Below are 14,427 nucleotides of genomic sequence, written 5' to 3' on the forward strand. Positions count from 1 at the left end.
GCTTTTAAAGCACTAATTGTCCATCAAGGGCTTTGCCGCTGATGCTTCTTCAACCGGTAGGCAAATTGTGCACGGCTCAGCCCCACGAGCCTGGCGGCGGCGGCCAGGTTGCCGGCGTTGCGTTGCAGGGCTTCGTTGAGCAGGCGCGATTCAAGGCCTTCGATGGAAAACCCCGGTTCCAGTTGGCCAAGGGTGTCGAACAGTGCCAGGCACGGCGGCGGTGCGCTGTTGGACAGGCTGCCGTGGTCGTCGAGGCCGTAGGGATCGGTCGGCATCGGTTCGTTGCGAAACAGGTGCACCAGGTCAATGGGTTGGCCTTCGTCGCTGGCGATCAGGCCGCGTTCGATCAGGTTTTGCAGCTCGCGCACATTGCCCGCGAAGTCATAGCGCAGCAGCACCTTCAGGGCGCGCATGGTCAGGCCCGCCGGCGTTCGCGCGTATTCCTGGCAGAAGCGCGTGAGGAACGCATTGATCAACAGCGGGATGTCGTCCCGGCGTTCGCGCAGCGGGGGCAGGGCGATGGGGTAGACATTCAGGCGGTAGAACAGGTCTTCACGAAAGCTGCCGTCAGCCACGGCTTTACGCAGGTCGATATTGGTGGCGGCCACCACGCGCACATCCACCTTGATCCCGCGCCCCCCGCCGACCCGTTCGATTTCCCGTTCCTGCAAGGCCCGCAGCAACTTGCTTTGCCCGGCCAGGCTGAGGCTGGTGATCTCATCCAGAAACAGCGTGCCGCCCTGGGCCCGTTCGAAACGTCCAGGCCGCGAGTGCGTCGCGCCGGTATAGGCGCCACGTTCGACACCGAACAGCTCGGCCTCGATCAGGTTGTCCGGAATCGCGGCGCAATTGAGCGCCACGAACGGGCTGTCCTGGCGGCGGCTGAGCTGGTGCAACTGGCGCGCAAACATCTCCTTGCCGACCCCGGACTCGCCGCTGATCAACACCGTTGCCGGGGTCAGTGCGACACGTTGCAGGGCTTGTGTCGCGGCGTTGAAGGCCGCACTCGCACCCACCAGTGTTTGCGGCGGGTTGGCCCTGGCACTGTGGCTCACCGGGTGGTCGGGCGTGGGCGCGATCGTGGCGTTGGTGACGGCCTGGGACACATTCAGGTAGCGCAGGTCCTGCTCGACGTCACCCCATTGCTCCGCGGTCTTGCCGATCACCCGGCAACAGCGGTGGCCCATGCCCCGGCATTCCACCTCGCGGAAAATCACCATTTGCCCGAACAGGCCACTGACAAAACCGATGGCATAGCCGGTTTCAGTCCAGCACACCGGGTCCTGGCCGATGCCGTAGGCACCCACGTGTTCATCGGCCTCGCACGAGTGGTGCCAGAGGAACTCGCCTTCATAGAACCCCGAGTCGGCATCGAACTTGAAGTGCAGCGGTTCGACCTTGGTCATGCCTTCCAGGGTGTGCAGGTGGGTCCCGGCGCGAAACACGGCGGCGGCATCGGCCTGTGGCCAGCGCTCGCGGATCAACCGCGCGTCCCGCGCGCCGGAGACATAACCGGTGCGGGTGAACAGGCCACGCGCCTGTTCCAGCCCCAGACGTTCAATGACCTCCGCGCGCAGGGCACCGAACGACGAACCGTGCAGCAACACCATGCGTTGATCGTTGAGCCAGATACGCCCGTCTTCGGGCGAGAAGAACAGGCAATCGGTCAGTTCCGCCGGGGTGGGCGAACTGCTCTCACTGAGTTGACGGCTGTCGCCGCGCGGATGGTAGGGCGCGCTGGCCACCCGGTCGTCGGGCAGCGCGCTGTGGGGATTAGTCATTGTTATGCCCCTGCAAAGCGAGTGATCGATATGAGTAACTGCTCAGATAGTTATTAAACATAACCTTATCAATTGAACAAGTGGCGGTGCCGCGGTTTTTGCAGCCGATGGGGCGGTGAGGCGTGGGCGCCGCGTGGCAGGCCTTGTCCCAGAGCCCTCGGTCCTTTATGTCTGCGTGGTTGGGTGCAAGCGGCACAGCCTTTGCTCAAGGCTTGATGCGGCGTTTGCACCCTGTGCAGGCGATGACAATTACAAGAACCGGGAGTTGCCATGTCAGTACCTGAAACCACCCACTTGCTACAGCGGGCCATTGCGTCCGAATGCCTGTTCAACGGCGATTGGATACCCGCCTCGGGGTCCGTGATCGCGGTGATCGAACCCGCCACCGGCGAACCCCTGATGCGCTGCGCCATGGCCAACCCGGCCGACATCGCCGTCGCCTGCCGCAGCGCGGCCCTGGCGCAGCCGGCCTGGGCAGCACTCGGCCCACGGGAGCGCGCCGAGGTGTTTCGCAAGGCGGCGGACCTGGCCCAGCAGTCCTTTGCCGAACTGGCGCTGTACGTCGCGCGGGAAACCGGCGGCGCGTTGTTCAAGGGCGAGCACGAAGTGCGCGAGGCGATTGTGCTGCTGCATCAGGCGGCGGGGCTGTTGTCCCAACCTCACGGGCTGGTGCTGCCCAGTGCGGCAGGTCGCCTGTCCTATGCCCGGCGTCAGCCCCATGGCGTGGTCGGGGTGATTTCACCGTTCAATTTTCCGCTGGTGCTCTCACTGCGCTCGGTGGCCCCGGCCCTGGCGGCGGGCAATGCGGTGGTGCTCAAGCCCGACCCGCAGACCCCGGTCAGCGGTGGTTTTCTGATCGCCCGGCTGTTCGAAGAGGCGGGCTTGCCCAAGGGCCTGCTGCAGGTATTGCCCGGTGCCGCGCCGGCGGGTGAGGCGCTGTGCCGCGATCCGAATGTGCAGATGATTGCGTTCACCGGGTCGACGGCGGCAGGGCGCAAAGTCGCCGAAGTGGCCGGACGCCACCTGAAAAAAGTCGCGCTGGAACTGGGCGGCAAGAACCCGCTGATCATTCTCGAAGACGCCGACCTCGACCTGGCCGCGAGCAATGCCGCCTGGGGCGCCTGGCTGCACCAGGGGCAAATCTGCATGGCCACCGGCTTGATTCTCGCCCATGAATCCATCGCCAAACGCCTCACGCGCAAGTTGGTGGACAAGGCCCGGGCGTTGACCGTGGGCAATGCCGCCCGCGGTGAAGCCGCGCTCGGCCCATTGATCAACCAACGGCAATTGCAGCGCGTGCACGAGATCGTCAGCGACAGCCTGCAAGCGGGCGCGCGGTTGGAGGCGGGCGGCGAATACGACCAATTGTTCTACCAGCCCACCGTGCTCAGCGGTGTGCGGCCAGGCATGCGTGCGTTTGAGGATGAAATCTTCGGGCCGGTGGCCACGGTGGTCAGTTTTGCCACGGACGAGGAGGCCATCGAACTGGCCAACCGCACCGAGTACGGCCTCTCGGCCGCGATCATCTCGCCTTCGGTCGGGCGTGCCATGGCCATCGGCGAGCGGCTTGACTGCGGTCTGCTGCACATCAATGACCAGACCGTCGCCGACGAATGCATCAACCCCTTTGGTGGGCGCGGTGCTTCCGGTAATGGCGGCAGCGTGGGCGGGCCGGCCGACTGGGACGAGTACAGCCAGTGGCAGTGGGTCACGGTGAAGAACACTGCACCTGCCTATCCGTTTTGATCCACCTATGCCTATACAAAAACAAGAGGGCTTGAACATGAACCTGCACAACAAAACCCTGGTCGTCACCGGCGTCGCCTCCGGCATTGGCGCCGAGCTGGCGCGGCTCGCGCGCTTCCAGGGTGCCACGGTGATCGGCGTTGATCGCCATGCACCGCAACTGACCCTGGATGGCTTCTTCCAGGCTGACCTGGGCGATCCGGCCAGCATCGATGCCCTGGTGGCACGCCTGCCGGCGCGGGCCGACGGGCTGTGCAACATTGCCGGCGTGCCCGGTACCGCGCCCGTGCAAGCGGTGGCCACGGTCAACTACCTGGGGTTGCGGCACCTGACTCAAGCGCTGCTGCCACGCATGGCGGCGGGCGGCAGCATCGTCAATGTCGCTTCGGTGCTCGGTGCGCAGTGGCCGCAACGCCTGGAGCTGCACAAGGCCCTGGCTGCCGCCCAAGGCTTCGAGGCCGGGCAGCAGTGGCTGGCGGCCAATCCGGTGGAGCAGGCCAGCTGTTATCAGTACTTCAAGGAAGCGCTGATCGTGTGGAGCTTCCAGCAATCCCAGGCCTGGTTTCGCGATCACTCGGTGCGTATCAACTGCGTGGCGCCGGGGCCGGTGTTTACCCCGATTCTCGACGATTTTGTCAGCATGCTCGGGCCGGAGCGGGTGGCCGCGGACAGCCAGCGCATGACCCGTCCGGCCCTGGCCGATGAGGTGGCGGCGGTGATCGCCTTCCTGTGCTCCGACGCCGCGCGCTGGGTCAACGGGGTCAATCTGCCGGTGGACGGTGGGTTGGCGGCGACCTACGTGTAGGGGTTGCTACAGCGGTAAACCCCGGTGCGGATCCGCCGTGCCGGGGGTCTTGAACAACAACAAAAATACAGGACATACAAGATGCTCAAGCCTATCTTGCGGGCGGCTGCGGCCGGGACCTTTATCGCACTGTCATCGACTGCACATGCTTACGACTTGCCCGGCCTCAACCTGGGCAGCACCAGTTTCTACGACGGCTCACCGGCACCCGCCGGCCCGGGCTGGTACCTGGAGGAATACCTGACGTACTCCCGGGCCAGCCGTTTCAATGATGCCAACGGCCACAAGCTGGCACTGCCCAACCAGGACGTGGAAGTGGTGGCGCCTACCACACAGATCATCTACCTCGGCCAACCCTTGGCGAATGGCGCGATGCCCGGATTCACCCTGATCAACACCTCCCTGGCCCATGTGGATGTCGACGACGGGTTGAACAATGCGGCCCTGAGTTCTCGCGCCGGCTTTGGTGATGTGATTGTGGGGCCCTTCCTGCAACTGCCGACCCTGAGCCGCGCCGATGGCAGCCCGCTGTTGACCCAACGTATTGAAGCCGATATCTCGGTGCCGGTGGGCGCCTATGACCGCAAGCGCTCGATCAACCCAGGCAGCAACTTCTGGTCATTCAACCCGTATTACGCGGCGACGTACTGGTTCAGCCCGACGTGGTCGACGAGCGGGCGGTTCATGTACCTGTGGAATGGCAAGAACGATGATCCGCAGGCAGGCTTCGGGGATGTTTCCGATACCCAGGCCGGGCAGGCGTTGCATGCCAACCTGACCCTGCAATATGCCGTGAGCCAGCAACTGAGCGTGGGGGTTAACGGCTACTGGTTGAAGCAAATCACCGACACCCAGGTCGATGGGCACGCCGTGAGCGGGCGTCGGGAGAAGGTCTGGGCCATCGGCCCAGGCCTGGTCTACGGGTTCAGCAAGGAAGACGTGCTATCGGTAAATGCCTACTTCGAGCAGCAGGCGGAGAACCGCACGCAGGGCAACAAACTGGTGCTCAATTGGCTGCATAAGTTCTAGTGGGCGCCGTACGCACCATCACGCTGATGATGGTCAGTGCGGCAATCACCACCCCGGGGGAGGTCGCCAGCAGTACCCCGGCGGTGCCGGCGCCCGCGGCGAGCAGTTGCCCGGCCGCCAGCGGCCCGGCCACCGAACCCAGGCGGCCGACGGCCACCGCGGCACCGACACCGGTGGCGCGTACCGAGGTCGGGTAGGAGGGCGGTGCCGATGCGTACAGCACCAACTGCGCGGCCATCACGAACAGGCCGGCGGCAAAACCGGCAATGGCCATGGGCACGATGCCCACCGACAACCCGACCCCGGCCAACGCCGCCAGCAACCCGGCATACACACCCAGCACCACTTTGACCGCATTGCAGCGGTCCAGCAGCACGCCGCCGAGCAGCGAGCCGAGGGCGCCGCCGATATTGAAGAGCATCTGTACCATGCCCGCCTGGGGTTTGCTGAAACCTTGCTCCAGCAACAGCGACGGCAGCCAGTTAAGCAGCATGTACATCACGGTCAGGGTGAAGAAATAGCTGAGCCACAACGCCAACGTGGTGCGGGCGCGACCTTCGCCGAACAGCGCCTGGCCGGTGGAGGGGCGGGCGCCAGGGGTGGTGTCGCGCTGTTGGCGAAAGGCGCTGGACTCCGGCAGCAGCAGGATCATCAACGGTACGGCGAGCAACGGCGCCAGGCCACCGATGATAAAGGTGGTCTGCCAGTGCTCACTGGAAAACATCGCCACCACCGCGGCCAATGCGCCACCCAGCGGCACCCCGCAGTACATCACGCTGATGGCCGTGCCCCGGTTGCGTTCGCTCACCGCTTCGGCGCACAGCGCGATCAGGTTGGGCAACGCGGCGCCCAGGCCCAGGCCGGTGAGAAAGCGCACCAGCAACAGGCTGGCGTAGCTGTCGACAAACGCGGTGCTCAGGGAAAACAGCCCGAATAGCAGCACGGCACCCACCAGGATTTTCTTGCGCCCGATGCGGTCGGCGACCCAGCCGCCGAAGAATGCCCCCGGCAGCAGGCCGATGATGCCGACGCTGAACACCCAGCCGAGCATCTTCGGATCCAGGGCGAACGTTTGACGTAACCCGGCGGCGGCAGTGCCGGCGGCCTGCAGATCGAACCCTTCGATCAGCGCAACGATAAAGCACAACGCAATAGTCAGCGTCGAACGACGCGATGGACTGTCCATGGGCAAACCTCATTGTTGTTTTTGTTGTGGTGACGAGCGCGAGTGGCTGCTGATGATTAAGATAACAAAGATAACTAAAAAATGAATCTTGGATTAATCCGCCCATAAAACATGGATAAATTCATGTAATTCATAGGCTTGTGATGTTGATCCATATGCAACTAAAAAATAGATAGCTTTATTAATGTTCGATTATCGCTCAGTTGCGGTTGACGGGCACCGCCGGCTGTTTCCATTCTTGGCTCGCGAAGCCGACCGGGCCGAGCGTGTGCCACCCCAAAAACAACAACAAAAAATGGACATCGAACATGCCAGAACTCCCTATGGAGCACGCCGTTGCAGCGGCGCCCGTCGCCTGTGTGTCGAACAATACCCCACGCCTGCTCATGGCATGCCTGGCCTTGAGCGTGTTGCCCACTTCGCTATGGGCCGCGGGCTTTATCGACGACAGCCACGGCACCTTGACCTTGCGCAATTACTACCTGGACCGCGACTACAAGGACGACGGAGCGAAGACCGCCGCGCGGGAATGGGCCCAGGCGTTCATCCTCAACCTGGAATCGGGCTACACCCCAGGTCCCGTGGGCTTCGGCCTGGATGTGCGCGGGCTGATAGGGGTCAAGCTCGACTCGTCGCCGGACCGCAGCGGCACCGAGTTGCTGCCGGTGTCGGCCAGCGACAAGCGCGCCGCCGATGAGTACTCGCGCCTGGCCCCGACTGCCAAGCTGCGGTTTGCGCAAACGACAGTGAAGGCCGGCGATGTGTCGATCTTCCTGCCGTTCGCCTTTGCCAGCCCGTCGCGCCTGCTGCCGCAAACCTTTCGCGGCACTACCTTGAGCTCCAAGGACATCGAGGGCCTAACCTTCAACACCGGCTACATCGACCGCATCAACAAACGCGACTCCACCGACTACCAGGCCATGACCATCGCCTCGCCCAACCGGCGGTTCAACGCCACCGCCACCACGTCGCACCTGGCGTATGTGGGCGGTGACTATCAGCTCAACAAAGACCTCAGCCTGCGCGTCTATCACTCCCAGGTCGCCGACCTCTACCAGCAGGACACCCTGGCGCTGCTGCACAACCTGCCGTTGGGTGATGGCGTGTTCACCAGCGACCTGCGCAGCTTTTTCAGTCGCGAGGATGGCAGTGCCAAGGCGGGCAAAGTGGATAACCGCAACCTTTCGGCGCTGTTCGGCTACCGCCTGGGCGGCCATCGCGTCAGCCTTGGCTATATGCACTCAAGCGGGGAGACGGCCACACCCTATATCTCCGGCACCGAGTTGATGGGCATGAGCGAGCTGACCATGAGCTCGGACTTTCTTAACGCCAAGGAGCGCACCTGGCAGGCCATCTATGACTATGACTTCGCCGCAGCGGGCGTGCCGGGGCTCAAGAGTCGGCTGCGCTATGTGCGCGGCGACAATATCGAACTGGCGGCTTTCAACGCCGAGGATCGCAAGGAGCGCGAGTTCCAGATGGAGTTGGGCTATGTGATCCAGGACGGCCCGCTGAAGAACGTCGGGTTCATGGCGCGCAAGTCGATCTACCGCAATGACTTCCCGAGCGGCGCGGCGTTTCGCGATGAAAACCAGACCCGTTTCCTGGTGCTCTACACCGTGGCGCTCTGGTAGGCCGCTCAGTCCTGGTAGACCTTCTTCAGCAGGCGCAGCAGCTCTTCGCGTTCCTGGGCGTCAAGGGCGGCCGTGGCGTCCAGGTCACTCTGGGCGGCGATCGCCTTGAGCTCCTTGAGCAGGGTTTCGCCGCTCTTGCTGAGGAAGATCCCGTAGGAGCGCTTGTCCGGCTTGCAGCGCACCCGCACGGCGAGGGCGCGGCTTTCCAGCTTGTTCAGCAACGGCACTACCTGGGGCGGCTCGATGGCCAGTGCGCGGGCCAGGTCGGCCTGCATCAGCCCGGGGTTCTGCTCGATGATTGCCAGGGCCGAGAACTGTGCGGGGCGCAGGTCGTGGTCCGACAGCCGGCCGATCAGGTTCTGGAACAGCTTGAGCTGGGCGCGGCGCATGGCGTAGCCGATCAGATCGTCCAGGGCTGAATCCAGCGGCGGCCGTACCTCGTCGTTGTCGGACAGGGCCTGGCTGGCGGCGGCGATGGTGGAAGGCTTGGCCATTGGCAGTGCAATCCTCAGAAGGTGGAGGTTAAGAAGGCTATCTAGTTTGCCGGGGTTGGCGCGCCATGGCTATGCCGGCTTTTCACAACGCCTGGAAAACACAGGTTTCATCGCGTAAAAATATTGGTTATCCGGATTAATAGTTAATTGACATAACTATATTTGCGGTTTAATTTCGACTCATCTTCAAACCCAGAACAAGAGCGTACCGCCATGAGCAATTACGAAGGCCGTTGGACCACCGTCAAGGTTGAGATCGAAGAAGGCATCGCCTGGGTCATTCTCAATCGTCCGGAAAAACGCAACGCCATGAGCCCGACCCTGAACCGGGAAATGATCGACGTCCTCGAAACCCTCGAGCAGGACCCTGCCGCCGGCGTGCTGGTGCTGACCGGTGCCGGCGAAGCCTGGACCGCCGGCATGGACCTCAAGGAATACTTTCGCGAGGTGGACGCCGGCCCGGAAATCCTCCAGGAAAAAATCCGCCGCGAAGCCTCGCAATGGCAATGGAAACTGCTGCGCATGTACGCCAAGCCGACCATCGCCATGGTCAATGGCTGGTGCTTCGGCGGTGGTTTCAGCCCATTGGTGGCCTGCGACCTGGCGATCTGTGCGGACGAAGCGACCTTCGGCCTTTCGGAAATCAACTGGGGCATCCCGCCGGGCAACCTGGTGAGCAAGGCCATGGCCGACACCGTGGGCCATCGCCAATCGCTGTACTACATCATGACCGGCAAGACCTTTGGCGGGCAGAAAGCCGCCGAAATGGGCCTGGTCAACGAAAGCGTGCCGCTGGCTCAACTGCGCGAAGTGACCATTGAACTGGCGCGCAACCTGCTGGAGAAAAACCCGGTGGTGCTGCGTGCCGCCAAGCATGGCTTCAAGCGCTGCCGCGAATTGACCTGGGAGCAGAACGAGGATTACCTCTACGCCAAGCTCGATCAGTCGCGCCTGCTCGACACCGAAGGCGGTCGCGAGCAGGGCATGAAGCAGTTCCTCGACGACAAGAGCATCAAGCCTGGCCTGCAGGCGTATAAACGCTGAAGGGCGCGGCCGCCTGGCCGCGCCGTTGTACCCTGCTTGAACGTATTCCCGATAAAGACAATAAAGAGGAATCACCATGCTGGACGTGCCCCTGTTGATCGGCGGCCAGTCGTGCCCCGCCCGTGACGGTCGAACCTTCGAGCGCCGCAACCCGGTGACCGGTGAAGTGGTCTCGCGGGTGGCCGCCGCCACCCTGGAAGATGCCGACGCCGCCGTCGCCGCGGCCCACGCCGCGTTCCCCGCGTGGGCGGCGCTGGCGCCCAACGAACGCCGCACCCGCTTGCTCAAGGCTGCCGAGCAATTGCAGGCGCGCAGCGCCGAATTTATCGCCGCCGCCGGCGAAACCGGCGCCATGGCCAACTGGTATGGCTTCAACGTGCGCCTGGCGGCCAATATGCTGCGCGAAGCGGCGTCGATGACCACCCAGATCACCGGTGAAGTGATCCCCTCCGATGTTCCCGGCAGTTTCGCCATGGCCTTGCGTCAGCCCTGCGGCGTGGTGCTGGGCATCGCGCCGTGGAATGCCCCGGTGATCCTCGCCACCCGCGCCATCGCCATGCCGCTGGCCTGCGGCAATACCGTGGTGCTCAAGGCCTCGGAGCTGAGCCCGGCGGTGCACCGCCTGATTGGCCAGGTGTTGCAGGATGCCGGCCTGGGCGATGGCGTGGTCAATGTCATCAGCAATGCCCCGGCGGATGCCGCTGCGATTGTCGAGCGGCTGATCGCCAACCCGGCCGTGCGCCGGGTCAACTTCACCGGCTCGACCCATGTGGGGCGGATTGTCGGCGAGCTCTCGGCGCGTCACCTCAAGCCGGCCTTGCTGGAACTGGGCGGCAAGGCGCCGTTGCTGGTGCTCGACGACGCCGACCTCGACGCGGCGGTGGCAGCGGCGGCCTTTGGCGCCTATTTCAACCAGGGCCAGATTTGCATGTCCACCGAGCGCCTGATTGTCGATGCCAAGGTCGCCGATGCCTTCACCGCCAAGCTCGCGGCCAAGGTCGCGACCCTGCGCGCGGGCGATCCCATGGCGGCGGATTCGGTCCTGGGTTCCCTGGTGGACGCCGGCGCCGGCACGCGCATCAAGGCCCTGATCGACGATGCCCTCGCCAAGGGCGCGCGGCTGGTAGTGGGTGGCCAACTGGACGGCAGCATCCTGCAGCCGACCCTGATCGATGGCGTTACCGAGCATATGCGCCTGTACCGCGAAGAATCTTTCGGCCCGGTGGCGGTGCTGCTGCGCGGTGACGGGGATGAAGCCTTGTTGCGCCTGGCCAACGACTCCGAGTTCGGCCTCTCGGCGGCGATCTTCAGCCGTGACACCGGGCGTGCACTGGCCCTGGCGCAGCGGGTCGAGTCGGGCATTTGCCATATCAACGGCCCGACCGTGCATGACGAGGCGCAGATGCCGTTTGGCGGGGTCAAGTCCAGCGGCTACGGCAGCTTCGGCGGCAAGGCCTCGATCGAGCACTTCACGCAATTGCGCTGGGTGACCTTGCAGAACGGGCCACGGCACTACCCGATCTGAGCAGGCGTCGCGACACAACAATAACAAGGCGGCGTTGATCCGCCTTGCTGGAGGACACCCTTGTGAGTTCCGAATTCAGACCGCAACCCCAGCCCGCACCGCGATACCGCGAGGTCTCCATCGGCCACGCAGCGGTGGCGGTCACTGAAGAACACGGCGTGCTGCATATGCGCTCCCTGGAGCCCCTGGCCGAGTTGCCGACGCGCCTGCTCGATCGTCTGGTGCATTGGGCCCGGGTGCGGCCCGAGCAGACGTTTATCGCCGCACGCCAGGCCGGCGGTGATTGGCGCCGGGTCAGCTACCGCGAGATGCTCGACAGCGTGCGTGCGATTGCCCAGGGCCTGTTGCGTTACGGGTTGTCGGCGGATAAGCCGCTGGCCTTGCTGTCGGGCAACGACATCGAGCATTTGCAGATTGCCCTCGGCGCGATGTACGCCGGCATTCCCTATTGCCCGGTGTCGCCGGCGTATTCGTTGTTGTCCCAGGATTTCGCCAAGCTGCGGCATGTGTGCGACCTGCTGCAACCGGGCCTGGTGTTCGTCAGCGATGGGGCCGCTTACCAGCGTGCCATCGACGCCGTCCTGCCGGCCGAAACTCCGCTGCTCAGCGTACGCGGCCATGTGCCTGGGCGCACTCAGGCCAGCTTCGCCAGCCTGCTGCAAACGCCGGGCGGCGCCGAGGCCGACGCGGCGTTCCAGGCCACCGGCCCCGACAGCATCGCCAAGTTCCTGTTCACCTCGGGCTCGACCAAGTTGCCCAAGGCGGTGATCACTACGCAGCGCATGCTCTGTGCCAACCAGCAAATGCTGTTGCAGACGTTCCCGGTGTTCGGTGAGGAACCGCCGGTGCTGGTGGACTGGCTGCCGTGGAACCACACCTTCGGCGGCAGCCATAACGTCGGCATCGTGCTCTACAACGGCGGCACCTTTTACCTCGACGACGGCAAGCCCACGGCCCAGGGCTTTGCCGAGACCCTGCGCAACCTCAAGGACATCTCGCCCACGGCCTACCTGACGGTGCCCAAGGGCTGGGAAGAGCTGGTCAACGCCCTGGAACAGGACGCCGAGTTGCGCGAACGGTTTTTTGCGCGCATGAAACTGTTCTTCTTCGCCGCCGCCGGCCTGTCGCAAAGTATCTGGGATCGCCTCGACCGCGTGGCCGAACAGCACTGCGGTGAACGTATCCGCATGATGGCCGGGCTGGGCATGACCGAAGCCGCGCCGTCCTGCACCTTCACCACCGGGCCGTTGTCCATGGCCGGCTATATCGGCTTGCCTGCGCCGGGCTGCGAGGTGCGCCTGGTGCCGTTGGACGGCAAGTTCGAAGGGCGCTTTCGCGGGCCGCACATCATGCCGGGGTACTGGCGGGCGCCGGAGCAAACCGCCGAGGTGTTCGACGAACAGGGTTTCTACTGTTCAGGTGACGCGATCAAGCTCGCCGACCCGCACCAGCCGCAATTGGGGCTGATGTTCGACGGGCGGATTGCCGAGGATTTCAAGTTGTCTTCCGGGGTGTTTGTCAGTGTCGGCCCGTTGCGCAATCGCGCGGTGCTCGACGGCGCGCCCTATGTGCAGGACCTGGTGATTGCCGCGCCGGACCGCGAATGCCTGGGCGCCCTGGTATTCCCCCGGCTCCACGAGTGCCGTCGGCTGGCCGGTTTGAGCGCTGACGCCAGCGACGCCGAGGTGCTGGCCAGCGCGCCGGTACGCCAGTGGTTCGCCGACTGGTTGCAGCGCCTCAACCGCGAGGCCACCGGCAATGCCAGTCGCCTGGAATGGATTGCCCTGCTCGACGAGCCTGCGTCCATCGATCGTGGGGAAATCACCGACAAAGGCTCGATCAACCAGCGCGCCGTGCTGCAATGGCGCGCGGCCAGGGTCGAGGCGCTGTATCGCGGTGAAGACCCTGCGATCCTGCGCGCCGGGCCCAAGCCTTGAACAGCGCCGGGCAGTACTCGGCGTTTGCCGATGCGGCGATTTTCGCGGCGGTGCGCACGCCGTGGGTCGACCTTGGCGGCGCACTGTCCCAGGTGTCGCCTATCGATTTGGGAATCAAGGTGGGTCGCGAAGTGCTGGCCCGGGCCGGCATCGACCCCCTGGCGGTGGACAGCGTGCTGGCCGGCTCCATGGCTCAGGCCAGTTTCGATGCCTACTTGCTGCCCCGGCATATCGGCTTGTACAGCGGGGTGGCGCAAGCGGTCCCGGCACTGGGGGTGCAGCGCATCTGCGCCACCGGTTTCGAGCTGCTGCGCCAGGCCGCTGAACAACTGCGCGACGAGGTGCAACTGGCGCTGTGCGTGGCCAGTGAATCCATGTCGCGCAACCCGATTGCCGCCTACACCCATCGGGATGGGTTTCGCCTCGGCGGCGAGGTGCAATTCAAGGATTTTCTCTGGGAGGCCCTGTACGACCCGGCCCCCGGCCTGGACATGATCGCCACCGCCGACAACCTGGCGCGCCGCTATGGCCTGAGCCGCAAGGCCGTGGACCGCTACGCCTGCGACAGCCACCAGCGTGCCTTGCAGGCGCAACGTGAGGGCGCGTGGGCGGAAGAAATCGTCACGGTCGATAACCAGGTGTTCGAGCTTGAGGGGTACCAGCCCAGGGGCATCAGCCTCGCGCGTCGGGCGAGTGCCGTCAGCGCCGACAGCCACCCACGTCCTACCGACCTTGAGGCCCTGACGCGCTTGCGCGCCGTGCATCCAGGCGGCGTGCAAACCGCCGGCAACAGTTGCGCGGTGGTCGATGGTGCGGCGGCGGCTTTGGTGGGGCGTGCCTCGGCCTGCACGCGTCCGGCCCTGGCGCGGCTGCTGGCCAGCGCGGTGGTCGGCGTGGCCCCCGAGTTCATGGGCATCGGCCCGGCACCGGCGATCCGCCTGCTGCTGCAACGCAGCGGCTTGAACCTGGGCGACATCGGCCGCTTCGAGATCAACGAAGCCCAGGCCGCCCAGGTACTCGCCGTGGCCCATGAACTGGAGCTGGACAGCAGCCGCCTCAACGTCGAGGGCGGCTCCCTTGCCCTGGGGCATCCGTTGGCCGCCACCGGCCTGCGCCTGGTGATGACCCTGGCCCGGCAACTGCGCCAGCACAACCTGCGCTACGGGATTGCCGCGGCGTGTGTGGGTGGCGGGCAGGGCATGGCGTTGCTGATCGAGAACCCTGCCTACCGGGCTTGAAGCGCACG

11 protein-coding genes are annotated in these 14,427 nt (G+C 64.6%); 8 read left to right on the top strand and 3 right to left on the bottom strand.

All coding sequences use genetic code 11. From position 1 onward, the window contains the following. Positions 1-23 precede the first annotated feature (23 nt). A complete protein-coding gene (locus NIBR502773_RS26255) occupies positions 24-1,781 on the bottom strand; it encodes a sigma-54-dependent Fis family transcriptional regulator (RefSeq protein ID WP_141157310.1) in 1,758 nt (585 codons plus the stop codon). 270 nt (positions 1,782-2,051) lie between these two features. Here NIBR502773_RS26255 and NIBR502773_RS26260 point away from each other — a divergent pair, with 270 nt between their 5' ends. The 3 genes from NIBR502773_RS26260 (at position 2,052) to NIBR502773_RS26270 (ending at position 5,361) form a co-directional block, all read left to right on the top strand. Then, on the top strand, positions 2,052-3,527 hold the full coding sequence (locus NIBR502773_RS26260) for a benzaldehyde dehydrogenase (RefSeq protein ID WP_141157311.1): 1,476 nt from the start codon (positions 2,052-2,054) through the stop codon (positions 3,525-3,527). 37 nt (positions 3,528-3,564) lie between these two features. Continuing rightward, positions 3,565-4,332 (top strand): coniferyl-alcohol dehydrogenase, encoded by a 768-nt coding sequence (locus tag NIBR502773_RS26265; RefSeq protein ID WP_141157312.1) that lies wholly within the window; start codon positions 3,565-3,567, stop codon positions 4,330-4,332. Between the two features lie 81 nt (positions 4,333-4,413). Continuing rightward, on the top strand, positions 4,414-5,361 hold the full coding sequence (locus NIBR502773_RS26270; protein WP_065939628.1) for a transporter: 948 nt from the start codon (positions 4,414-4,416) through the stop codon (positions 5,359-5,361). Here NIBR502773_RS26270 and mhpT read toward each other — a convergent pair. Beyond that, positions 5,339-6,547: a 3-(3-hydroxy-phenyl)propionate transporter MhpT gene (gene mhpT / locus NIBR502773_RS26275; RefSeq protein ID WP_115488011.1), complete on the bottom strand. Its 1,209-nt coding sequence runs from the start codon at positions 6,545-6,547 to the stop codon at positions 5,339-5,341. The two genes, NIBR502773_RS26270 and mhpT, sit on opposite strands and share 23 nt — an antisense overlap. 308 nt (positions 6,548-6,855) lie before the next feature. Here mhpT and NIBR502773_RS26280 point away from each other — a divergent pair, with 308 nt between their 5' ends. Then, entirely contained in the window at positions 6,856-8,181 is a 1,326-nt protein-coding gene (locus NIBR502773_RS26280; protein ID WP_177414156.1) for an OprD family porin, read from the top strand. A gap of 5 nt (positions 8,182-8,186) precedes the next feature. Here the strand turns inward: NIBR502773_RS26280 and NIBR502773_RS26285 are convergent, their stop codons facing one another. Continuing rightward, positions 8,187-8,675: a MarR family winged helix-turn-helix transcriptional regulator gene (locus tag NIBR502773_RS26285; protein WP_115488013.1), complete on the bottom strand. Its 489-nt coding sequence runs from the start codon at positions 8,673-8,675 to the stop codon at positions 8,187-8,189. 213 nt (positions 8,676-8,888) lie between these two features. Between NIBR502773_RS26285 and NIBR502773_RS26290 the strand changes: the two genes are divergently transcribed. From NIBR502773_RS26290 to NIBR502773_RS26305, 4 genes are all read left to right on the top strand, one after another. Next, complete coding sequence (locus tag NIBR502773_RS26290; RefSeq protein WP_010567568.1) at positions 8,889-9,719, top strand: p-hydroxycinnamoyl CoA hydratase/lyase; 831 nt, start codon at positions 8,889-8,891, stop codon at positions 9,717-9,719. Positions 9,720-9,795: 76 nt separating this feature from the next. Continuing rightward, positions 9,796-11,244, top strand: coding sequence for an aldehyde dehydrogenase (locus tag NIBR502773_RS26295; protein WP_115488014.1), 1,449 nt, complete (start codon positions 9,796-9,798; stop codon positions 11,242-11,244). A 62-nt stretch (positions 11,245-11,306) separates the two neighbouring features. Beyond that, entirely contained in the window at positions 11,307-13,181 is a 1,875-nt protein-coding gene (locus NIBR502773_RS26300; RefSeq protein ID WP_141157313.1) for a feruloyl-CoA synthase, read from the top strand. Further along, complete coding sequence (locus tag NIBR502773_RS26305) at positions 13,178-14,419, top strand: thiolase family protein (protein WP_141157314.1); 1,242 nt, start codon at positions 13,178-13,180, stop codon at positions 14,417-14,419. The genes NIBR502773_RS26300 and NIBR502773_RS26305 overlap by 4 nt, the downstream gene beginning before the upstream one ends. Positions 14,420-14,427: the final 8 nt, after the last annotated feature.

Source organism: Pseudomonas sp. NIBRBAC000502773 (genome assembly GCF_006517195.1).
Classification (GTDB): Bacteria; Pseudomonadota; Gammaproteobacteria; order Pseudomonadales; family Pseudomonadaceae; genus Aquipseudomonas; species Aquipseudomonas marginalis.